Source organism: Sphingobium sp. SG1 (assembly GCF_057063145.1).
The window spans coordinates 276891-296180 of record NZ_JBVVOJ010000001.1; the positions used below are offsets into that span (position 1 = coordinate 276891).

25 protein-coding genes are annotated in these 19290 nt (G+C 54.7%); 14 read left to right on the forward strand and 11 right to left on the reverse strand.

Translation table 11 applies throughout. The features are described from left to right. The first annotated feature begins 65 nt into the window (after nt 1-65). From AC0KVN_RS01440 to AC0KVN_RS01495, 12 genes are all read left to right on the forward strand, one after another. On the forward strand, nt 66-290 hold the full coding sequence (locus AC0KVN_RS01440) for a hypothetical protein (protein ID WP_483655365.1): 225 nt from the start codon (nt 66-68) through the stop codon (nt 288-290). Nucleotides 291-358: 68 nt separating this feature from the next. Next, nucleotides 359-718 carry a hypothetical protein gene (locus tag AC0KVN_RS01445; RefSeq protein ID WP_483655366.1) on the forward strand — a complete coding sequence of 120 codons (360 nt, stop codon included), beginning with the start codon at nt 359-361 and terminating at the stop codon, nt 716-718. Between the two features lie 44 nt (nt 719-762). Beyond that, nucleotides 763-1404: a hypothetical protein gene (locus AC0KVN_RS01450; protein ID WP_483655367.1), complete on the forward strand. Its 642-nt coding sequence runs from the start codon at nt 763-765 to the stop codon at nt 1402-1404. Further along, a complete protein-coding gene (locus AC0KVN_RS01455; RefSeq protein ID WP_483655368.1) occupies nt 1401-1580 on the forward strand; it encodes a hypothetical protein in 180 nt (59 codons plus the stop codon). Before AC0KVN_RS01450 ends, AC0KVN_RS01455 begins: the two co-directional genes overlap by 4 nt. Before the next feature lie 46 nt (nt 1581-1626). Then, complete coding sequence (locus AC0KVN_RS01460; protein ID WP_483655369.1) at nt 1627-2094, forward strand: hypothetical protein; 468 nt, start codon at nt 1627-1629, stop codon at nt 2092-2094. Nucleotides 2095-2124: 30 nt separating this feature from the next. Then, nucleotides 2125-2457, forward strand: a complete 333-nt coding sequence (locus tag AC0KVN_RS01465) for a hypothetical protein (RefSeq protein ID WP_483655370.1) — start codon at nt 2125-2127, stop codon at nt 2455-2457. A gap of 97 nt (nt 2458-2554) precedes the next feature. Continuing rightward, nucleotides 2555-2941 carry a hypothetical protein gene (locus tag AC0KVN_RS01470; RefSeq protein ID WP_483655371.1) on the forward strand — a complete coding sequence of 129 codons (387 nt, stop codon included), beginning with the start codon at nt 2555-2557 and terminating at the stop codon, nt 2939-2941. Between the two features lie 15 nt (nt 2942-2956). Further along, on the forward strand, nt 2957-3886 hold the full coding sequence (locus tag AC0KVN_RS01475; RefSeq protein ID WP_483655372.1) for an AAA family ATPase: 930 nt from the start codon (nt 2957-2959) through the stop codon (nt 3884-3886). A gap of 10 nt (nt 3887-3896) precedes the next feature. Next, nucleotides 3897-4394, forward strand: coding sequence for a hypothetical protein (locus AC0KVN_RS01480; RefSeq protein ID WP_483655373.1), 498 nt, complete (start codon nt 3897-3899; stop codon nt 4392-4394). Further along, nucleotides 4381-4947 carry a 5' nucleotidase, NT5C type gene (locus tag AC0KVN_RS01485; protein ID WP_483655374.1) on the forward strand — a complete coding sequence of 189 codons (567 nt, stop codon included), beginning with the start codon at nt 4381-4383 and terminating at the stop codon, nt 4945-4947. The genes AC0KVN_RS01480 and AC0KVN_RS01485 overlap by 14 nt, the downstream gene beginning before the upstream one ends. A gap of 98 nt (nt 4948-5045) precedes the next feature. Further along, on the forward strand, nt 5046-5825 hold the full coding sequence (locus AC0KVN_RS01490) for a PhoH family protein (protein ID WP_483655375.1): 780 nt from the start codon (nt 5046-5048) through the stop codon (nt 5823-5825). 182 nt (nt 5826-6007) lie between these two features. Then, nucleotides 6008-6586 (forward strand): alpha-ketoglutarate-dependent dioxygenase AlkB family protein, encoded by a 579-nt coding sequence (locus AC0KVN_RS01495; protein WP_483655376.1) that lies wholly within the window; start codon nt 6008-6010, stop codon nt 6584-6586. Nucleotides 6587-6653: 67 nt separating this feature from the next. Here the strand turns inward: AC0KVN_RS01495 and AC0KVN_RS01500 are convergent, their stop codons facing one another. The 8 genes from AC0KVN_RS01500 to AC0KVN_RS01535 form a co-directional block, all read right to left on the reverse strand. After that, a complete protein-coding gene (locus AC0KVN_RS01500; protein WP_483655377.1) occupies nt 6654-7583 on the reverse strand; it encodes an NUMOD3 domain-containing DNA-binding protein in 930 nt (309 codons plus the stop codon). Nucleotides 7584-7694: 111 nt separating this feature from the next. Next, on the reverse strand, nt 7695-8903 hold the full coding sequence (locus tag AC0KVN_RS01505; protein ID WP_483655378.1) for a hypothetical protein: 1209 nt from the start codon (nt 8901-8903) through the stop codon (nt 7695-7697). Between the two features lie 62 nt (nt 8904-8965). Continuing rightward, a complete protein-coding gene (locus tag AC0KVN_RS01510; protein WP_483655379.1) occupies nt 8966-10231 on the reverse strand; it encodes a hypothetical protein in 1266 nt (421 codons plus the stop codon). Between the two features lie 16 nt (nt 10232-10247). Continuing rightward, entirely contained in the window at nt 10248-10871 is a 624-nt protein-coding gene (locus tag AC0KVN_RS01515; RefSeq protein ID WP_483655380.1) for a hypothetical protein, read from the reverse strand. Between the two features lie 19 nt (nt 10872-10890). Beyond that, entirely contained in the window at nt 10891-11829 is a 939-nt protein-coding gene (locus tag AC0KVN_RS01520) for a hypothetical protein (protein ID WP_483655381.1), read from the reverse strand. Between the two features lie 98 nt (nt 11830-11927). Continuing rightward, nucleotides 11928-12155 (reverse strand): hypothetical protein, encoded by a 228-nt coding sequence (locus AC0KVN_RS01525; RefSeq protein WP_483655382.1) that lies wholly within the window; start codon nt 12153-12155, stop codon nt 11928-11930. 14 nt (nt 12156-12169) lie between these two features. Then, nucleotides 12170-13984 carry a portal protein gene (locus AC0KVN_RS01530; RefSeq protein ID WP_483655383.1) on the reverse strand — a complete coding sequence of 605 codons (1815 nt, stop codon included), beginning with the start codon at nt 13982-13984 and terminating at the stop codon, nt 12170-12172. A 65-nt stretch (nt 13985-14049) separates the two neighbouring features. Next, a complete protein-coding gene (locus AC0KVN_RS01535) occupies nt 14050-16878 on the reverse strand; it encodes a hypothetical protein (protein ID WP_483655384.1) in 2829 nt (942 codons plus the stop codon). Nucleotides 16879-16975: 97 nt separating this feature from the next. Between AC0KVN_RS01535 and AC0KVN_RS01540 the strand changes: the two genes are divergently transcribed. Together AC0KVN_RS01540 and AC0KVN_RS01545 are read left to right on the forward strand one after the other, a co-directional pair. Beyond that, nucleotides 16976-17818: a T4 family baseplate hub assembly chaperone gene (locus AC0KVN_RS01540; RefSeq protein ID WP_483655385.1), complete on the forward strand. Its 843-nt coding sequence runs from the start codon at nt 16976-16978 to the stop codon at nt 17816-17818. A gap of 26 nt (nt 17819-17844) precedes the next feature. Continuing rightward, nucleotides 17845-18030: a hypothetical protein gene (locus AC0KVN_RS01545; RefSeq protein ID WP_483655386.1), complete on the forward strand. Its 186-nt coding sequence runs from the start codon at nt 17845-17847 to the stop codon at nt 18028-18030. Here AC0KVN_RS01545 and AC0KVN_RS01550 read toward each other — a convergent pair. From AC0KVN_RS01550 to AC0KVN_RS01560, 3 genes are read right to left on the reverse strand one after another with little or no spacing between them, the layout of a single operon-like run. Further along, nucleotides 18027-18395 (reverse strand): ribonuclease HI family protein, encoded by a 369-nt coding sequence (locus AC0KVN_RS01550; RefSeq protein ID WP_483655387.1) that lies wholly within the window; start codon nt 18393-18395, stop codon nt 18027-18029. The genes AC0KVN_RS01545 and AC0KVN_RS01550 overlap by 4 nt on opposite strands. Next, nucleotides 18392-18907, reverse strand: coding sequence for a dual specificity protein phosphatase family protein (locus tag AC0KVN_RS01555; RefSeq protein WP_483655388.1), 516 nt, complete (start codon nt 18905-18907; stop codon nt 18392-18394). The genes AC0KVN_RS01550 and AC0KVN_RS01555 overlap by 4 nt, the downstream gene beginning before the upstream one ends. Continuing rightward, complete coding sequence (locus tag AC0KVN_RS01560; protein WP_483655389.1) at nt 18907-19224, reverse strand: hypothetical protein; 318 nt, start codon at nt 19222-19224, stop codon at nt 18907-18909. The genes AC0KVN_RS01555 and AC0KVN_RS01560 overlap by 1 nt, the downstream gene beginning before the upstream one ends. Nucleotides 19225-19290: the final 66 nt, after the last annotated feature.

Sequence of the window (19290 nt, forward strand, 5' to 3'; positions counted from 1 at the left end):
CCGGGATGGGATAAATACTGGTGCGCCATCCCGGCATTATGAGGTTCCCGCTTGGTATCTAAGTCATGGATATTATTAAGTTTCCTTTGAAGAAGCGCGCATCCAAGCAAGCCGATCCGACCAAAGCATTGCTGCGTGGCCCAATGCAGTTCACCTGCCCCCATTGTGAGACGACCGGGACTTGGGTGTTCGAAGGTATCACCTTCCGTAGCGTCGAGTTCTATTGCGGTGGCCCAAGCTGCGGAAAATATTTCAAGGTCACCAATCCGGCGTTCGCCCAACCAAAATAATATTGCGGCGAAACGTTCCGCTTTTCTAACATGATCTCATGTATATACCCGGATTAGATTTGGCTGGGATGTCCGATGACGAGCTAGTTAATCGTTACTCCGACGTCAGCCGCAAACTCAGCTTCTATAGCACATCGGGTGCCAGCCCAGAGGTGGTCGAACAGTTGCGCAACATCCTTAGCGCCATTTCGCTCGAACGAATGGAGCGGACGCAAAAGGAACTGTTCGACGAACGGATGAAGCAACAGAAATCCGTTGTCGAGACTGAACCCGATCTCTCCCCTGAGCCCAAGCGCCCCAAGCCGGGTGAACGTCTCGCGCGAAAGCCACTTCAACGCATGTCCGTCATTCGATCGGATCGCCCGATGACTGCATCACCCGACGTGCCCCCAGCCCCTTCGACCAATACCCCTCCCAAGGAAAAATAATGTCAGACTATCCAAATTTCGACGGTGTCGAAAATGAAACCTTCATGAGCTATTCGTTCAACGTGAAGGCCATCCGAGTGATTGGCGGCTTCCTCTCCCCCACCAGCTTCGACGTGCGCATGGAAATAGCCGCCGTGCCGGGCGTCGATGAACATGCTGCCCAGCTTGCTCTCGACAAGATGGCCTATTGGCTGGATATGCTCTCCAAGAGCGTAATGCTCTGCACGGCCAATCGTGCTGGTCTCGATATCGTCCTCGACGCAGAAACCTCGGCACCCCGCGTGGACAACTATCTCGCACTGATGCCCTATGACCCGGATGATGAAACGGTCGCGATCATTCTGCACGCCAAGCTCAGCGCGCTGTGTGAAGGTGTTTTCGTGTTTGGCAGCGTCGACATCAAGGCCGACACCTCTGGCGGCATGGCCTTCGTTTTCATGGGTGACAGCGCCCGCGAACTCCCTCCGATGGAAGATTGGGTTCCCGGTCCGAACTGGTTCGATCTCCCGTGGTGGCACCGCAATGACGCCTCCATGCTCGATAGCACGCCGCCCGATGGTGTCGATCTCAATATCGCGCCATCATGGGCGTTCAGCCTCGATTTCCTTGCCAAGCGCCCGGCCGAAAAGCCCGTGGTGGTGGCCGGGAAGTTCAAGCCCACCGTCATCGATGGCGGGCCGAAGTGATGTTTCCGTCGGCTCAATATACTCCGCTCATGATGTTCAATAAGCTGCTTAGCGAACCGTTCCTCGTTCGTATGCGTGAAGCGATCGCGAACAACGATGCCGATGTCGTCGTGGCGCTGGACAATCTTATTGAAAACGTCATGGGCTATTCGCCATCATCTTCGGATGGAAATTGAGCGGAAAACAGACGAGTGGGGTCGGGTAATCCTGACCCCACAGGGCATGATCGAATTTTTGATGCGCGGCGGCGATCCCAAGACCGTTCTGGTCGAGCATGACGAACTCATCGACCAGTATCACGCCCACTGCACTCGGCGCGACAAGATCGATTATCTGTTCGATCTTCCCACGCCAATGAGCGAAACACCCGAAGCGTGCCATGATCGCCGCGCGGCGCAATGGCTGTTTGAGCCCGAGCAAGGCTTCGATATCCGCGACTATCTCATGAATAGGTGCGAGAATGACGCACAGCGCACGCGGGTATCCGATGAACTGGCGCTGTTTGAAAAGCGCGGCCTCCTTCCCCTCCTTATCCGCATGAAAGTGATGGTAGAACGCTTCCGGGCAAACAATGTCGTATGGGGCGTTGGGCGCGGAAGTTCGGTGGCCAGTTACTGCCTGTTCCTGCTCGGCGTTCACCATATCGATTCGATGAAGTATGAGCTTTCAATCTCCGATTTTCTCAAATGATAAATATCAGCAGTTAATTCGGAGAATTCTATGAAGGTAATTTCCAAGAAGGGCGTTGAGATCAACTACAACGACTTCATCGAGCGCAAGGGCGCGACCATGGCTGTCGGCAACGCGAACATGAACGCGCGCGGTGATACGGTTGGTCGGGGTGGCGTGATCGTCAAGAGCCGCGAAGAGAAGGCAAATGAATATTATGCCAGCCCCAAGGCTGTGAGCGCCTACCGCCCGCTGTCCGACATTGCTGATGAAGTGATGAGTTTGAATGCGGCTGCGGATAGCCTCCCCGCTGCTCCATCGTCCGATCAGGCTGACATTCCGCCCTCGCGTCGCAAGAGGCAGTCGAGCGAAAGCGAAAACTAAGATCAACCCGGCTTCGGCCGGGTTTTTCTTTACGTGAATTTTGACTTGTTCGCTGGCCCGTCTCTACGATGCGAAAGCATTTGATAAGAGAGATTTAATGTCAGTCAGCAATACTATTAAGGCCAAGAGCTTCACGCCGATCGGCAACAAGGTTTTCGTTACCGAGTTCGATCGCGGCATTCAGAAGACTCTGGGCGGCATCATCATTCCCGATGATGACATGAAGGACCGTGGTATCCGCCCGCGCTGGGCTAAGGTTCACGCCGTCGGACCTGACGTCGACGATCTCGTCCCCGGTGAATGGGTTCTCATTGCCCATGGTCGCTGGTCGCAGCGCATCACCATGAGCGATGGCGAGGGAAGCGATCTGGATATCTGGCAGGCCGAATACCCCGAATCCATCCTTCTCGTGTCGGACAGTGATCCGCGTGATCACGAAATGCACAATGTCGGGTCGCTCGTCGGCCATGGTCGCGGCCAGTAATCTCGGGAATTTCGAATGATCAAGCTGTGGGTCGATGATTATCGGCCGCTCACCCTCGCTGGCTATGTCTGGTCCTCTCCCCACCTTGAAAAGAAGGCGGCGGAATGGATCGCGCAGCGGGGAATTCCACACCTGATGTTCACCGGCCCGGCGGGCACGGGCAAGACAACCCTTGCCCGTGCTTTGCTCAACGAAATGGGCATCCCGAAGGTGGATATTCTCTTCATCAATGCGAGCAAGGAACGCAAAGTCGATGACGTGATCGAGCGGATCAGCAATTTCTGCTCAACATGGTCGATGAACGAGACCGGCTACAAATATGTCATTCTTGATGAGGCCGATCGCCTCAGTGCCTATGCACAGGATGCGCTCAAATCGCTGATGGAATTGAATTCCCGCAGCGTTCGCTTCATCCTCACGACCAACGAGCCCCGCCGCATCACTGACCCGCTCCATTCGCGTGTGACGGTCTATGTGTTCAATGCACTGGACTCGACGGAATTCACCATGCGCGCGGTGGATGTTCTGGAGAGCGAAAAGGTCACATTCGACCCTGCGGTCCTCGTCGAATATGTGAATGCGACCTATCCCGATCTGCGCAAGTGCATCGGGATGTTGCAGAACAAGGTCGTCAATGGAGTCCTCTCCCCCCTGAAGTCGGACGACATTGCTACGTTCGATTATCTCAATGAAATGGTCGAGATGTATCGTCGCGGCGAGGTTCGTGCAGCACGCCAAATGGTAGTCGAAAAGGCGCGTATCGAAGAATATCCAGATATTTTCAGGTTCTTCCATCGCAACCTCCAGCTTTGGGCTTCCACGGACGAAAAGGCCGACGACGCCTTGCTGATCATCCGCGACGGCCTCTGCAAGCACAACGAAATTCTCGATCCTGAAATCAATCTCGCGGCAACGCTCATCTGCCTTGAGCGCCTGCGCAAATAACGGAATTATCATGTCACTTCTGAATAAAGACCCCTATCTCCGCAATCGCCCCTTCTTCCTCGTATATCTGCGCTATGTCCCCGCAAAGGTCACAGCGCAGGATGAAGTGGAGCAGGATAACCCCACTGTCCGCAAGTTCGACAAATTCAAGAGCGTGTCGTCCAAGCGAAAGAAGGCCAAACCGCAGACCGCCGATACCCGCGTGCGCGGCTGGGCATATGATGGCACCGGCCTCGATCAGTTGGAGCGATATGAGGTCACCGACCGCGTCAGCAACAACCACCTGCGCAATGTCCCGATCATTCTTGACGTCTTCAACATGAAGCTGGTCAAGAACGATACCCAGACGCCGAATGATCTTCTGCTCAAGACTCTCTATGATCGTTACGATCAGGAGATCGCAGAAATCACCGAAGGCTGGTTGACGGCCAAGGCGCGCGAACTGCTGGCCAGCGGCGACGTCGATCCAGAGCAGCTTCCTTCGCGGGCGGGTAATGGTGAAGCGTAAGCTGATCCTTACCGATGTCGACAATACCCTCCTCGACTATGGAAACATGTTCCAGTCGTGGTTGGAAGGCCGGGGATACAAACTCCCCGGCCACGTCAATGACGTCTATTATGTGAAACATCTGCTTCCCCTTACTATCGAAGAGGAATTGCAGCTTTTCCATGATTTTTCGCATGATCCGATGTTCGGAAACCTCCCTCCGCTGAAAGGCGCGCAGGAGGCGCTGCGGAGCCTCGTGAGCGATGGATGGGAATTCATTGCCGTCACCGCATGCCACGAAGGTGATGACGTCCAGTGGGCACGACAGCGCAATCTGGAGGACGTGTTCCAGATCGACTGGCCGGTCATCCATTATACGGGTTTGCGATCGTCCAAGTTCGACTGCCTTTCGGGCTATGAGCCCGCAATATGGGTCGAGGATTCAGTCAGCCACGCGATCGAGGGTTCAACCGCTGGCCATCACACGTTCCTTATCGACCATCCCTACAACAGGCATGACAGTAATTTGCTGCGCGTTTCTGGCTGGTCCGAAATAGCGCAAATGATTGCGTAAAGAATAGGAGAAATACTCTCTAATAAGCCGAGCCACACCACCTCCTTGTATAAATAGAAGGAGCGCTCACTCAAACCTCTTAACCACTGGAGTATGGTGTGGCAAAACCGAGTAACAAACGACCTGCCAAGGGCGCACATCGCGCCAAGGGCGCTAATCGTGCCAATCCCCGTGAGGACCGGAATTATCCGCGTCTGGTATCGGATAATTTTGAGCCTACTGCAAACTCATCGAAGAAGAAAGTCGAACTGCTCCCGCGTAATATTGCGCAGGAAGAGTATATCGACATGCTCGAATCCGATAATCTCAGCATTATCTTTGCCATGGGTCCGGCCGGTTGCGGTAAGACTTTGCTCGGCACCACGTCTGCCATCAAGGATTTGAAGGCTGGAAAGATCGATAAGGTGGTGCTCACGCGCCCGGCCGTGTCGGTTGATGAACAGCATGGCTATCTGCCCGGCACCCTGCTGGAAAAGATGGCTCCGTGGGTCATCCCCATTATGGACGTTTTCAAGGAATATTACACTGTTCAGCAGGTCGAAAAGATGATCGAGAATGAACAGATCGAAATCGCCCCGCTCGCCTTTATGCGTGGCCGCACGCTCAAGAACGCCGTGGTGCTGTTTGACGAAGCGCAGAACGCTACGCCGAACCAGATGAAGATGGTGCTCACCCGTATTGGCGAAGGCAGCCGTATCATCGTCACGGGCGATCTTCAGCAGCATGATCGTGGCTATGACCACAATGGTCTGAAGGACTTCATCGAGCGCCTTGAGCGCCGTGGCTCTGACGCCATTGCCGTAGCGCGTTTTGATACCGGCGACGTCGAACGTCACCCCGTCATTGAAGACGTTCTGCGTATCTACGACGAAGAATAACATCTCCCCCGAAGGTGCAATAAGGGAAAGGCTCGGTAGCAATACCGGGCCTTTCTTGTGTCAGGCCGCTTTCGCTTCCTCGATGGCAGCCCCGCGCCGTTGACGCATCATTCATACCACTTTTGATGACTTGCGTAATCTTCAATTTTGAACTTTGAAATCAAAACCGATATATCAGGCGGATGGATGAATTTGATGATCTCGAAATACCCGACGCTGAGGTGTATCACCTGAAGCTCCCAAAGCGGGATGATATATTCGCGCGCCTGCGATCAGAAACAGCATGGCAGCAACGATCTATCCATATAATGGGCCGAACTGTCCGCCAACCTCGCCTTACGGCTTGGTATGGCGATCCAGAGGCCTCCTACACCTATTCCGGCCTGAAGCACGACCCTTTGCCTTGGACGGAAACCCTCACGCTGATCCGGGAGCAATTGTTCGACATGCTGGGTGCTCAGTTCAACAGCGTTCTGCTCAATTTATATCGAGATGGTAACGACAGCATCGGCTTTCATAGCGACAATGAAGTAGAGCTTGGTGAGCGACCGGTGATCGCCTCTGTCAGTTTCGGTGCAACACGGAAATTCACTTTCCGCCACAAGAAGTCACTTCATCCACCGGTTCATGTGAAACTGGCCGATCATGATTTGCTCATTATGGCGGGCGATACACAAAAGAACTGGCTGCACGGGATCGAAAAAACTTCAAAAGCCGGGCAAAGGATCAACTTGACATTCCGAACGATATACCACAAATAGTGATTGTCTGACCGTTCGGTCGTTGCTGACCGAATAAGAATGGGGGCGGGTTTCCGCCCCCATTCGTTTAATCCAGCATCGACAGCGGGAAGACAATTCTTGGATCAAGGAAATCTGCTTTTCTTTGCAACGATTCCATGATTGATATCCTTACGCTTTCGGGTAGCGCCTCTATTTCGCGCTTGAATTTTTCAACGCCAAGTTCGCAAAATGCCGCTGGTAAAACTGCATTATCATCGATAAAGCCATGAGGATATATTTGCATTGATGGGCTAAAATCCGAAGGTAGTAGCTCCCTGAACCAATGGATGATAGTTTCTTCTGATAATTGAACAAAATATGGGATGCGAATAGTCGTGAACCCGTGTTTCAGAAAGAAACGGTCACGGGCTTGATCCGATATGATCACAGAAGGACTTTGATAGTGATGATAGCCGTCGAACTCTATCAAAATTTTTCGACATAGAATTGCGACATCGGGCCTATAATTCGCACCAAAGTCCTTTACCTTTCTATTGAAGGTAATCTCGCAACCCTTGAACGTTTCTTGGCAGAAGCGCCGCAACGTGCCTTCCGTCAAATAAGGCTTATCGCCTGTCGACGATTGAGAGGAGTGATTTGCGCGTATTTTTGCTTTGGTTTCTTCGCTGTGTTTGCGACCAATAGCCGATTTTGAAATGCTTTCCTTATGCTCATCGCTCAATTTTCGTCCGGTTGCCTTTAGAGCGATTTTTTCTCTCGTTTCAGCAGAATGTCGATAGCCTGTCCGCTTTGGTGCGGCATCCCGCCCAGCATGCATTGCCGCAATAACGCTAGGGTCACGCGGTTTACCTTTCCGCTCCGCCGATAGTTTATTGCGAAAAGATTCCGTGAAAATTGGCGCGTCAGGATACCTTTCCCGATACTGTTGCATAGTCAGACCATGCGTCCTGAGGTGCGCAGGGGTGATCTGTTTTGTGGATTTATTGCATTCCATGCATTTGATTTCAGTTTCCATGAGACATGCATACAGCATGTCCCTTGCCAACACAACCATGGATATTAATAACTAACAAAAAAAGAGGCGGGGTTTCCCCCGCCTCAATTCTTTCGTCCTTCTACCGAAAAATCAATAGAAAGTCAGGTTGTTGCTGTCGATGCCCACCAGACCGACGTAATCTGCGGCGTTGCCGAGAGTTTCGGTGGTGTCAGTCAGTTCCTTGTATCCATACCGAGTCATGAAGCTGACGACGGGCTCGGTCGTATTCGGGTCCATCATCACGCCGGTCGAGGTCAGCGGGATGTAGGGGCAGTAGAACGCAGCGGCGTCGGTTTCGTTGCCCTTGTAACCAACGAGGACCGGGGTCGCATCGCCAGCATACTGGTCAACATAAACGCGCATCTGGTTGTTCAGCATACCAACGAACTTGGTGTTCGTCGGAGCTTCGAACGTGCCGTCGGTCGAGCGAGCGAACGCCGAGGTGGTGGCCGACTGAAGGATGGTCAGAGCGGTCGGCGAAACGACGACCCAGTTACCAGCGCCACGGCGGGTGCGCGAGGCGATCAGGTTGGCCTGACGGTTGATCATGATGGCCAGAGCAGCATGGGCGTCGCCGACGAAGGTCGGGGTGCCGGTGACAGCGGTCTGGTTGAAGACCTGAGCGGGGGTGCCACCCAGACGACGCAGCGAGAACAGGATTTCCTGATCGATCTGGGCAGTGATTTCCTGCGCCAGAGCAGCCATCACTTCAGCTTCGATGTCGATGCCGTGCTGGCTCTGAGCGTCCTGAGCCGATTCCAGAGTCCAACGAGCCGACAGCTTGCGGGTCTGAACTTCGACGAGGTGACGGGTGATGCCGATCGACAGGCGGTTACCCGGCTTGCCTTCCAGAGCGGTGGTCGAAGCAGCAGCCGGATTGGCGATGTCTTCGTTACCCGAATAGAACTTGTAGATGTTGTTCGCCAGTGCTTCGTCACCAGCGTTTGCACGGCCAGTACCAGTCGCGGGGACGGTGTCAGCGTAGCGGACGCGCAGGGTGTGAATCTGACCATACGGACCCTGAAGCGGCTGAACGCCGATGATCTCGTTGGCGATGACGGTCGGCATAACGCGACGGATGACCGGCAGAACAACCTTGTTCAACTGCGCGACCATGGTCGAGTTGGTGGCACCGATGGTGGCCTGTTCCATCAGCGAACGACGAGTGTTCTCAAGAACGATCTCCATCGTGCGCTTCTTGTTGTTGTTGACCGTACCATCCATGTTGGTGGTGAGGTCGCGGCCTTCCAGCAGTGCAGCCTTGGTCTGCTTCCACTGGCTTTCAAAAAGCTTCGACATGAAATAAACTCCCTAAAATTGGATTTGATCAAATTGGGTAAGAACTTGGTCTTCGGTTTTATTTATTCCGAACGACCCGCCAGACGCATGAAATGCGCAAATTCTGACGATTCTTGGGTTTCTTCTTCGGACTGCGATTCCAGCAGACGGTTAGGACGCGAAACATCACCAGTTACAGTGCGGGTCGCGACCTTCGGTGCTGCGCGCTTTTCACTGAGCACAGCGGCAGAGGCGGCAGCCGAACGACGGCCTTCACCCAGAACCGAGGGAAGAAGCTTGTCGAAAGACTTGCGAAGCTCACCAGTCTTGGTGGACTCCAGAAGGCTTTCCATCACGGAGCGCTTGTCACCAGACAGATTGGTGAGCAGTTCGCTCATGATCTTTGCGCGTTCGGCGCGTTCTTCAGCGAGAACAGCCTTGCGCGATGCGGCCTGACCAGCATTGACGGCTTCGTCGATGCGTGCCTGAGCGCTTGCGATTTCCTGATCCTTCGCGACCAGTTCCTGATCCTTCGATTCCAGAACATGCTGGAGCTTGCGGATTTCGGTACCTTCGGCGAGGTAGGACGTCATGAATTCAGCGGCGACCGCTTCGAAAATGCGGCGACCGAACATGTTCTGGCGGTTACGCTCAAGGTCTTCGTGCAACTGAGCCAGTTCCGACTTCAGAGAGACCGTGGCCATCTCTTCAACCTTCTTCGACGCAGCCTTGATGAAGCGCTCCTGCGTTTCCTTCAGCTTCGCGCGACCTTCGGTAGCCAGCTTGACGCGGGCTTCGACCAGCGCTTTCTTGTCTTCCTGAAACTCGACCAGTTCCTTGCGGACCTGCGAGGTGACGAAAGCATCGATCTTCTCGATGTGGCGGGCATGCTGCTCGGCAATCAGACGCTTTGCGCTCTTCAGTTCTTCAGCAAGCTGCAAGGTCTTCGAGACTGCGGCTTCCTTCTGCTCACGCAGCGAACGGATTTCGGCGGTAAGCTGCTGTGCGATGATGTCCTTGGCCTTCGACAGGCTTTCCGACATACGGACAACAGTGTCCTTGCGACCTTCGACCATCGCGGTGTGGAACTTGACGCGAGCTTCCGTGAACTTGGCGATCTCGTCGGCGCGGCTCTGTTCCATTTCGGTGATGGAGTCGGTGACCATCTTTTCGATGGTTTCGATCAGGTTGTTGCGGTCATGATCGTAACGACGAGCCAAGTCCTCGCGGACTTCCAGTTCGATTTCGCTACGGGCGTCGGCAACCTTCTGATCAAATGCTTCCTGAAGCGATGCAACAAGCTCCTGAGGGAGCGCATCGCCAAGGATATCAGTCAGATTTTTCTTCATGAAAATACTCCCGGCTTTACTGTAGTTCGGATTTGATCCACTGCATGACACCTTCATAGAGGTGCTTCTGTGCTTTGGGATCGTGAGAAACGGCGCGGCAGAGTTCTTCGAGAATAGCTCCGCTCTTGCCCTTGAATGCTTCGTAGACCGGCTTCGGATAAGCCTCAGGCGCACTGGGTCGCGCGACGATGTCGACGGTCACGATTTCGAAATCGCTGACCGTGCCATCGTGGTTGACGTTGCCGGAACCGCGCGAGGAAACACCCAGCTTCGCACCAGCTTCAATCATGGCGCGAATGAGTTGGCCCTTCGGCGTGGGGAGGATTTTCAGCTTCCCCATGCCGTAATTGCCTTCCATCCACATGTTAGTGATCATGTGGCTGACGCGGTCGAGGTTGATCGTCAGGGTGTCCGGGTGATCACACTCACCCAGCACGCTCTGGCCCGACTTGATCGTGTCATTGACGGCCTTGACCGCCTTTTCGATCTCGCGGACAGGGTATACGCGTTCGTTATGGTTCCGAACCCCACCCTGAATGAAGATACCGGTAAGGTGCAAATCCTTGCCGGGCACGCCCTTGTCATCAGTTTCCAGAATGACGTTGGCATCACCAAATGATGACCATTCTTTAAGAATCATGGGGTTCGGGACCTCGTTATTACTTGCGCTTTGCGATCGGCGACTGAGCCTTGGGGTTCGGCTTCAGCTTGTTCAGTTCAGCAGACGCGTCGCCTTCCTTGCTCACCTTCGAGGTGCGCTCTTCGGCGGAATCAAGCGTGTTGGTGAACTTGGGCAGGCGGTCGCTCGACGGCGGCGTTTCGCGGTCGTAACCCTTGTGCTGATCCTGCTTGGTCTTGATCGGAGCGCCTTCCTTACCACGGGCGGTCGGCAGCGACTTGTCGTTCTGGGTGATCGACTTGTTGCCCTGCTCACGGCCATCCGAATTCGGAACGGTGATCTTTTCCAGTTCGTCGAGGATCGACTCATTGATGTCGTCGAAATCGTCGTCGTGGCTGATGTCGATGCTCAGATCGCCTTCTTCGACCGGTTCATCGGTAACGTCGTTACCGGCAACGTCAGTCGATACTTCGTCTTCAGCGCCGACAGTGTCGTCGCCATCAACGTCATCGGCGATGCCTTCCAGTTCGGCCATCGCGGCTTCGAACTCAGCGACCAGATCGTCCAGCTTTGCTTCCAGATCGTCGATGCGCTCATCAACGCCTTCGTCACCGTCATCGCTCAGACCTGCGTCGGCATCCGCATCCGCGTCCGCGTCGAGATCGAGGCCAGCATCGGCATCAACGTCAGCATCTGCGTCAGCATCAACGCCAAGGTCGCCTGACAGGTCGTCGGCGGCAGCGTCGGTGGTGTCATCAGTAGCTTCGTCATCCGAGCCGAAATCGGCGTCAGTGAAATACTTCTCAGCGACGATTTCTTCGTCGTAATTTTCCGACAGAACAGCTTCGTCGCCCTGACGGAAGCTTTCATGGATTTCCTGCGCCTTGGCGATCAGGAACTGGCGGAACAGTTCGTTTGCGGTTTCCTGCTCTTCATTCAGAAGGGCAAGAATTGCCTTATCAATAGTAGAACGCATCATATTCTCCCGATGGTTGCTCAAGTGCTATTGCACTTGATATTTAGTCGGGTCGGGAGAATAGATGCCGTATTACATGAAATTTGACGGTAAACTGGTGGTTACATCATTCCGCCATCATCGGACGTGTACATGATTGACAAAATGTCTTCGTTCTTCAACGCTTCCATTTTCTTCTGCGCGCGCATTTTCTTCAGACGATTGAGATCGCGCAGGGTGACTTTCGCTTTACGCGTATCATCCCGGCGACGGGCATTGAGCTTATCTTCGCTCGGATCATAGCGCCCCGTGGACGCCTGATCCGGGGTAACGAATTCAACCAACTTCATCTTTTGCTCTCCTGTTAGATGAGACCGCCGCCACCGGTGGGCGCGGGGCCAGACGGAGCAGGACCGGTCGGTGCAGCCGCATCGGGAGCAGCCTCTGCACCAGCATCGGGCGCAGGCTCACCACCTTCGGGAGGCAAATCGGCCATCGGGTCGCCGAACATGTCTCCGCCCATCGGACGAACACCGACGGATGACAGATCACCTTCGCTTTCAGCGTCAGCCATGCTTGCGCCTGCCACGCCTTTGACCTTTGCAGGGTTTTCTTCTGCCCACATGCGCTGGTTTTCGAGAATGTCGTCTTGCGACCAGCCGCCATACTTGATCTTGGCGAAACGCTTCGAAACATCCTTCATGCCGTTAACCTGCGACAGCAAGTTGACCTGCTGCGTATCCAGTTCAATCTGCCTGTATTTAGTGAAATTCTGCGGCGGGCAGAACTTGAGGCGGAACAGGGAATTCTCGATTTTGACGCCGTTTTCCTTGAGGAAGCGTTTGAAATCGACATCAAATGCAGGCGCAAGGCGGTTCTGAAGACGCAGGCAGTATTTGGTGAACAGGAACTCCTGAATGGTCGCTGTCCCCAGTTTGCCGTCATTATATGCCGCGCCGCCGCCAGTATCGTCGCCGCCATAAGGCAGGTAGGTGTTGGGGATACGGAAACCGAGCGCGAGTTCACGACGGAAATAGTTGAGGTCAGTGATCTCGCCGGTCGCATCGCCACCCGGAAGAACCTCGACCTTGGACCCACGGCCATCACTGGTCTGCGAGAAGAAATAATCGTCCATCATGGAAAGCGGATTATATGCCGCGTCGACCATTGAACCGCCGCCACCGGCACGGGTGGGAATGCGGCGCTGATGCATTTCATTCTTGATGGACTCGACGTGCTGGCGCGCCATGACCGGGTTCATCTGGCCGACGTCGATGTAGAAGATGCGACGCTCAGGCGCGCGCGCAACGCGATAGATGATGATCGCGTCTTCGAGCAGTTCCTTCTGCTTCCAGACCTTGAACACGCTTTCGAGGATCGAGGGTCCAAAGGGCCAGTTGTTGTCCAGTCCGTCCGACATCGAAAGATGGATCACATTCTTTGCGTCGAGGACCGAATATTCATAGTTCTGCTGGAGACGGGAATGGCGATTATCCCGGTCAGAACCTGCCATCTGGAAAGTCGATGCAGACGTCGAGCCGGGCGTCGCATAGGTCCGGGTCTGGACCATGGGCGACATGCCATTGGGCGAACGATACTGCCCAAGGTCGGCGATCCGTGACGAATAGCGCGCGCGACGAAAGTCATCGAAGCCCTTGACCAGATATTCCTCGATGTTGCGGCCATTCTGCTCGTCGACCTTCGCCATGATCACGGCATAGTGATCAAGGAAAGTCCATTCACTGGTTTCCGGATCGCGCAGATAGAAGCTGTCGCCGTTCATGATCGTGTTGCGGAACATGGCGAACAGACGGGCGGTGAACTCGTTGAGATTGGTCCACGCGGTCAGCATTTCCTTGAGGATTTTGGTCTCAGGTTCCGTAGCGGTTTCCTGATAGACAATCTCGAAAGGATTATCGCTCGCCTCTTCCGACTGGGTGCAGAATTCAGCGATGGTGTCGAGGGCAGCGCGGATGAACGAGTCACGGTTCATCTCTTCATATTGGGCATAACGCTGGATGCGGTTAGGGTGACCAGCATAGACCTCAGGAAGATAGGAGGCGTATTTTGCACTCGTTCCTGTATTGGAGTTGTCAGAATTTGGCGTTACCGACCCCCCTGATCCGCCATTACCGTTGCGGATGTGATATGGGGTTAGTAATTTGGTCCAAGATGCCATGAAGAGCCTCGATCATAAACTGTGGTGTTATTTATGATCGAGGTCGTCATCTTGTTGGTTGTGTGTTATTTCCCGTTTCTTGCGATTGTGCGCGCCATAGCTTCTTGCGAGTTGATCAGTTTCTGAAGCTGGGTGGCGAGAAGCTTTGTGCTCTGTTCGTTTTCCGCAATCATTTTTTTCAGCAGATCGATTTGCTGATCTTGCTGCGGGAATTCCATTGTTGGCTGGGTAGGCTCGGGGCGCATGCGTTCAGCACGGGCATCCATGTCGCCTTCGACTGGTTGGATGGGATCGATCGGGCGGGCGTTGGCTGAGCCGCCAAACATCCCACCAAGGATCGGGAGGCTATTGGCACCATAGCGGACAAATTTGCTGGCCTTACCCAACGCAGCGATATCGCCGAACATTGGAATAGATGCGATCGCGCTCATTGCAGCCCCGCCCCAATCGCCCCTGACAGCACTGATACCAGCATTGGTAAGGTCGGCGGCCGTGCCGATGCCGGGGAGGAAACCTGCCACGCTCAAGCCGTTCTGAAGCCAATCCAGCGTGCTCGATCCCTCCTCCTTCTTTTCAGCAGGAGCCGGGCTATCCGGGGCGGCTTTTGCAGCCCCACCGATCGCGCGTGATTTACCCATGCCATCAGCGATCAGCTTGCTGTCCCGCGAGGTCGCATTGTTAAAGTCGCGCAGGTCGCTGACCTCGCGGCCATATTTGCTACGCATGTCCGCCAATTCCGCCGACACTTCCTTGGTGCGGGCCAGATTTTCATTGGTGGCGTCTGCGCTCTTCAGCTTACGCTGTTCATCCAGCAGCGCTTCGTATTTTGCCCGCTCCGCTTTGTCCTTGATCATATCGGAATGGAGGAACTGGAATGGGACCGGGCGTGCGGTCGACGCGTCTTCTTTCTCGTTCGGATTGGTGGGCTCGGCTGCGTTGGCGATGCCGGAGAATGCACCAAATGTCGCACCGACAGCCGCCGCCACGAAAGCGAATTTCTTGGTCGCGGGATGCTTCACGATATTTTCGAACATGGACGAAAGCGCGCCAAATGCCTTCTTCAGGCGACCACCGCCTGAGCCCCCTCCCCGGCCACCGCGACCCGGTCCACCACTACCACCAGAGCCACCACCATTTCCGCCGCCGAGAATGTCGCCAAGGGATGAGGTGCCGTTCTGTCCCACAATGTTGACCACCCCTGCCCGCACATTCATCATGCGCATACCTGAGAGGAAATTACCGATCATGGATTTGATGAATTTGCCGCCGATAAATGCCACAGCGACCGCGCCCGCCGTTACGAAGTCTGCGAACGTCTTGTTCACTCGTGCGAACATGTCGTGGATACTCATGATCCCGGAGGTGATCACGTCGACAGTCCATCCGACGATTTGGGCGATCGGAATGAGGTAGGTCGCCATGGATGCGGCGAATTTACCCACCGCCAAGGCGGCGCTACCAACGGCCGTGATGATGGAGACGATCTTCTCCACGTTACCCGGAGTGGCGACGCTAACGATCATCTTACCAAGCCAGTCACCAAAGCGACCGGCCGCGTCAACGATCGGATCGAACCCGCCGCCTTCGGCGAAGAAACCGTCGAGCTTCTTCATAGCCGGTTCGATCGACGAGATGAGCTTATCGAGAAAGGCCCCGCGAATGCGTCCCCATGCGCTTTCGAACGACTGGAACAGCTTGGTAATGACGGCTCTGGATTTTGCTTCTTTGGCCTTGTCGGCCATTTCGGCCGCCGTGAGCTTGCGCATCTGGGAACGGGCCTGAATCATCTGCTGCGCTTGGGCGTTGCCGCTGATGGCCAGCATTTTCAACGTTTCTGCGTTTGCATCCACTTCATCGATGAACCGGTTGACATAGTTCACATAGTCCATTTCCGAGGCGGTGCCTGCATTGGTCTTGGCCGCGAGATCATCCATCGCCGACGATAGCTGACCAAGCCCACCTTGGATCAATGCCTTACCACCTTCGGTGAATATGGAGTTGCCAGCACCAATCGTATCGGCGAAGAAAGTGGCGAGGAATTTTCCGGCCTCACCCTGTTGTGCCGCAAAGACCGTGCTGCCGATTTCCATGTTCTTCTGGACGAATGCACGGCTCTCCTTGTCCAGTGCCAGCATACCAGCGATCGCCAGTGTTCCGCGCATAGCCTCGTTGGCGAGAGCCGTGATTTCGGTTCGCGCCTTACCCGTCGCCGTAGCCATGGTTGAAGTGACTTCGGCCAGATGGACATATCCATCCGTTGCGTCGATCCGGCTGCGCGCTTCCAAAGTCCCATAGAGACGGGAAGTCTCCATATAGTCACCCATCTGCTGGCTGAGCGCCTCAACCGTGTAGCCATACATGCCGTTGCGTTCGGCATTCTTGCGGACGCTCAAGGCGAGGCGAGCAAAATCTTTCTGGCCCAATTGCGCGACAACGGCGCTGTTGCGCTTCATCAGATCGGCAAAGTCGGCCAGCGGGAGCCCGGCCTGTGCTGCGGCCTTGTGCATTTCCATCAACGAACCGCCAAAATTCTGGCCGATCTCGTTCATTTCCCCGAGCGTGCGCGCCATCTGGGTGCCATTCGAGATGATAGCTCCGACGAATGCGCCGCCGAACACACCGCGCAGAATGTTGCGCAGACCATCGGCACTGTTGCGGAGGCTCTGGTTGAACTGAGACAATGTGTGTTCGACGCTGCGAACGCGATTATCCATATTGCGCTCTGCCTGATTGAGGCGATCGCGCACCCGACGAAGCCGTCCACCTTCAGATGCCCCGCCCGGCGAAGCTGCTCCACGGTCGACGCTAGTCTGAAGCTTTCCAATAGCACCAGTAAGACCCTGAAGGCCTGAAATGAATTTCTGCAAGTCGTCGCGGCTAATATCGTCGTTCATGGGAGTCTCCTACTCCCCTATTTATTTTGAGGATTAAGGCAGCCGTTTAGTCGCCCTCTAAATAACAATAACGACTACTTTAATTCGAGAGAGCGATATGAGCATCCTTAACAAGTATTTCCGCATCCCCGGCCAGAGCGTAATCTTGCCGACCGGTGGTGCTTTTCTCCCTGAGGGGAGTTTCGAGGCAAACATCAATGGTGAGGTTGATGTGCTTCCGATGCGCGCGGCCGATGAAATGATGATGAAGAATCCCGATGCCCTCATGAGCGGCAACGCGGTCGAAATGCTGTTTGAATCCTGCGTACCCGCGATCAAAGCGCCTGCTGATATCAGCGCGCCTGACATGGACGTGCTTCTGCTGGCGATCCGTGTCGCCACCTATGGCCGCATCATGGAAGTGGAAACCCAGTGTCCAAAGTGCGCCAATGAGATGGCGTTCGACTGCAATCTCCCCATCATGCTGGCAAATGTGAAGTCGGTTGACCCGGTCAATGCTGTGCGCCTGACTGAGGAGATCGTGGCATATCTCAAACCCTATACTATCCGCGATATTTCGGAACTGAGCCGTAGAATTTTCGATGAGGAACGGCGCATGCGGGTTCTGGAAGCAGACCAGTCCCTGACTGAAGAGCAGCATCATATTCAGCGCAAAGCCGCCTTCAAGCGGGTTTCCGAGCTTCAGTCGAAGATGTTGGCCAATACTGTTATCAAGATCGTGGTCCCCGAAGGCGAAGTCGATGACCGTCAGGCGATCGCTGACTTTATCGCCAATACATCTGCTGCATGGCTCAAGCTCATCGACGAGAAACAGCGCGAAATCAGCAATGCTGGTCTCGACAAGACGGTCCCGGTTGTGTGCGACGCCTGTGGTCACGGTTGGGAAACGGCAATCGAATTCGATCCCACGACTTTTTTCGGGCAAGGCTCCTCAGAATAAACTCAAGTGCCGAGTATGAGGAGCTTATGGCCGAATATGAGGGCGATCAGGCGCGAATGATCGATCACATCAATGACCTGTGCTGGTATCAACGTGGCGGCCTCTCCCGTGATGAGGCATGGTCGCTCAGCTATCGGGAGAGGGTTCGGATCATGAAACAGGCAGAGGCAAGAATGAAAACGACCGAGAAAATACGGATGCCGTTGGTCTAGTTCATTTCCTCGATATAGTGCCCCGCCAGATTATGCGCGCGGGGCACATATTCGAGTTCCACATGATCGAACTGGGTGGCAAGTTCGTCATATACATCCTTGAATTTACGCAATTCTGCGCTCTTGATTTTCCATTTCTCCAGCGCTTGGTTGATCACCAGACTGCTGTCCCCGCGAATGTGGATGGAGGTCATTCCAGCCTGCGACGCCAGCGTTAGCGCGCAGATCAACCCCATCCATTCGGCCTCGTTATTGGTCCCATGTCCGATCCTCTCATGGTATCGAATGGCCCCATCATCGCTGAGGACGCCAACCTCCATCGCGCCGGGATTAGGTTTGCACCCGCCATCGAAATATATGATCACAGGTTATGGCCTCCACGATTGGGCAGTTTGATGCCGGGAAGGGTCAAGCGCTGGTAATAGGCTGCGATCACTTCATTCAGCCGACCCTCAAGATTGAGCGCGGCATCGAACATTTCGATGAGCCTACGGTTGGGGAGGAGCACCGGCCGGGCGGCAGCGACGCGATCGAATGCCTCCTGCGGCTCGGCACCATGCTGGATCAGGATGGCGATCATCGCTGCGGTCGAGCGGCTTTTTCCCGCCCGACAATGAACCAGAACGCGGTCGTCGTCGGTGAGATCGGCTGTATGCGCCAATATGGCCAACACGTCATCGATCGCGGGCGCGGTCCATTCTCTGGTGCTTTCGGTTTCGATATCATCGAAGTGGCGAATGAGGTGGTGCGATCCCGCGTGATCGATGAGGCGCAAATCGGTTTTGTCGATCAGGCTGACGATCTTGGTAACGGAGCCTTCCTTGATGATAGCTGCGGCGTCAAAAAGGCTGGTGACGATGAATGAGAAACCCGCCATCAGCGATTGCCCTTCATTTTAGCGCGCTGAGCCTTTCTGGCGGCCGAGTGGGCTGCGTTGTGATGCGAAGGTTGCGTGGTGGGCTGTGGGCCGCTGTAGGGCTTCTTGAGGCGGCTATAGCGCTCCAGTGCGCGGCGACGGACCTGATCCTCCGTGAAATCGGGGTGGTCTCGACGAACCTGCGCCTTGATGCCATCGACCAGTTCTTCCAGACTGTAGCGGCGAATTTCTTTCTGGTTCTGGCGATCGAGACGCTTGACGGTCTTGGCCAGATTATTGCGCTCTGAAAGATGGAGCGGTTCTATGCTGCTTATCATGTTTCATACCTAATGTATAACGAACAGCATTTTCAAAAAATAAAACCGAATAAAGTGCCCCTGTCT

Coding starts and splice junctions, on each gene's coding strand:
- AC0KVN_RS01505 (WP_483655378.1), bottom strand. CDS start 8,903: ATGTCGAAGCTTTTTGAAAGCCAGTGGAAGCAGACCAAGGCTGCACTG.
- AC0KVN_RS01560 (WP_483655389.1), bottom strand. CDS start 19,224: ATGATAAGCAGCATAGAACCGCTCCATCTTTCAGAGCGCAATAATCTG.
- AC0KVN_RS01445 (WP_483655366.1), top strand. CDS start 359: ATGTCCGATGACGAGCTAGTTAATCGTTACTCCGACGTCAGCCGCAAA.
- AC0KVN_RS01530 (WP_483655383.1), bottom strand. CDS start 13,984: ATGGCATCTTGGACCAAATTACTAACCCCATATCACATCCGCAACGGT.
- AC0KVN_RS01495 (WP_483655376.1), top strand. CDS start 6,008: ATGGATGAATTTGATGATCTCGAAATACCCGACGCTGAGGTGTATCAC.
- AC0KVN_RS01460 (WP_483655369.1), top strand. CDS start 1,627: ATGATCGAATTTTTGATGCGCGGCGGCGATCCCAAGACCGTTCTGGTC.
- AC0KVN_RS01480 (WP_483655373.1), top strand. CDS start 3,897: ATGTCACTTCTGAATAAAGACCCCTATCTCCGCAATCGCCCCTTCTTC.
- AC0KVN_RS01440 (WP_483655365.1), top strand. CDS start 66: ATGGATATTATTAAGTTTCCTTTGAAGAAGCGCGCATCCAAGCAAGCC.
- AC0KVN_RS01510 (WP_483655379.1), bottom strand. CDS start 10,231: ATGAAGAAAAATCTGACTGATATCCTTGGCGATGCGCTCCCTCAGGAG.
- AC0KVN_RS01535 (WP_483655384.1), bottom strand. CDS start 16,878: ATGAACGACGATATTAGCCGCGACGACTTGCAGAAATTCATTTCAGGC.
- AC0KVN_RS01540 (WP_483655385.1), top strand. CDS start 16,976: ATGAGCATCCTTAACAAGTATTTCCGCATCCCCGGCCAGAGCGTAATC.
- AC0KVN_RS01515 (WP_483655380.1), bottom strand. CDS start 10,871: ATGATTCTTAAAGAATGGTCATCATTTGGTGATGCCAACGTCATTCTG.
- AC0KVN_RS01465 (WP_483655370.1), top strand. CDS start 2,125: ATGAAGGTAATTTCCAAGAAGGGCGTTGAGATCAACTACAACGACTTC.
- AC0KVN_RS01555 (WP_483655388.1), bottom strand. CDS start 18,907: ATGGCGGGTTTCTCATTCATCGTCACCAGCCTTTTTGACGCCGCAGCT.
- AC0KVN_RS01500 (WP_483655377.1), bottom strand. CDS start 7,583: ATGGAAACTGAAATCAAATGCATGGAATGCAATAAATCCACAAAACAG.
- AC0KVN_RS01525 (WP_483655382.1), bottom strand. CDS start 12,155: ATGAAGTTGGTTGAATTCGTTACCCCGGATCAGGCGTCCACGGGGCGC.
- AC0KVN_RS01475 (WP_483655372.1), top strand. CDS start 2,957: ATGATCAAGCTGTGGGTCGATGATTATCGGCCGCTCACCCTCGCTGGC.
- AC0KVN_RS01485 (WP_483655374.1), top strand. CDS start 4,381: ATGGTGAAGCGTAAGCTGATCCTTACCGATGTCGACAATACCCTCCTC.
- AC0KVN_RS01470 (WP_483655371.1), top strand. CDS start 2,555: ATGTCAGTCAGCAATACTATTAAGGCCAAGAGCTTCACGCCGATCGGC.
- AC0KVN_RS01520 (WP_483655381.1), bottom strand. CDS start 11,829: ATGATGCGTTCTACTATTGATAAGGCAATTCTTGCCCTTCTGAATGAA.
- AC0KVN_RS01545 (WP_483655386.1), top strand. CDS start 17,845: ATGGCCGAATATGAGGGCGATCAGGCGCGAATGATCGATCACATCAAT.
- AC0KVN_RS01450 (WP_483655367.1), top strand. CDS start 763: ATGAGCTATTCGTTCAACGTGAAGGCCATCCGAGTGATTGGCGGCTTC.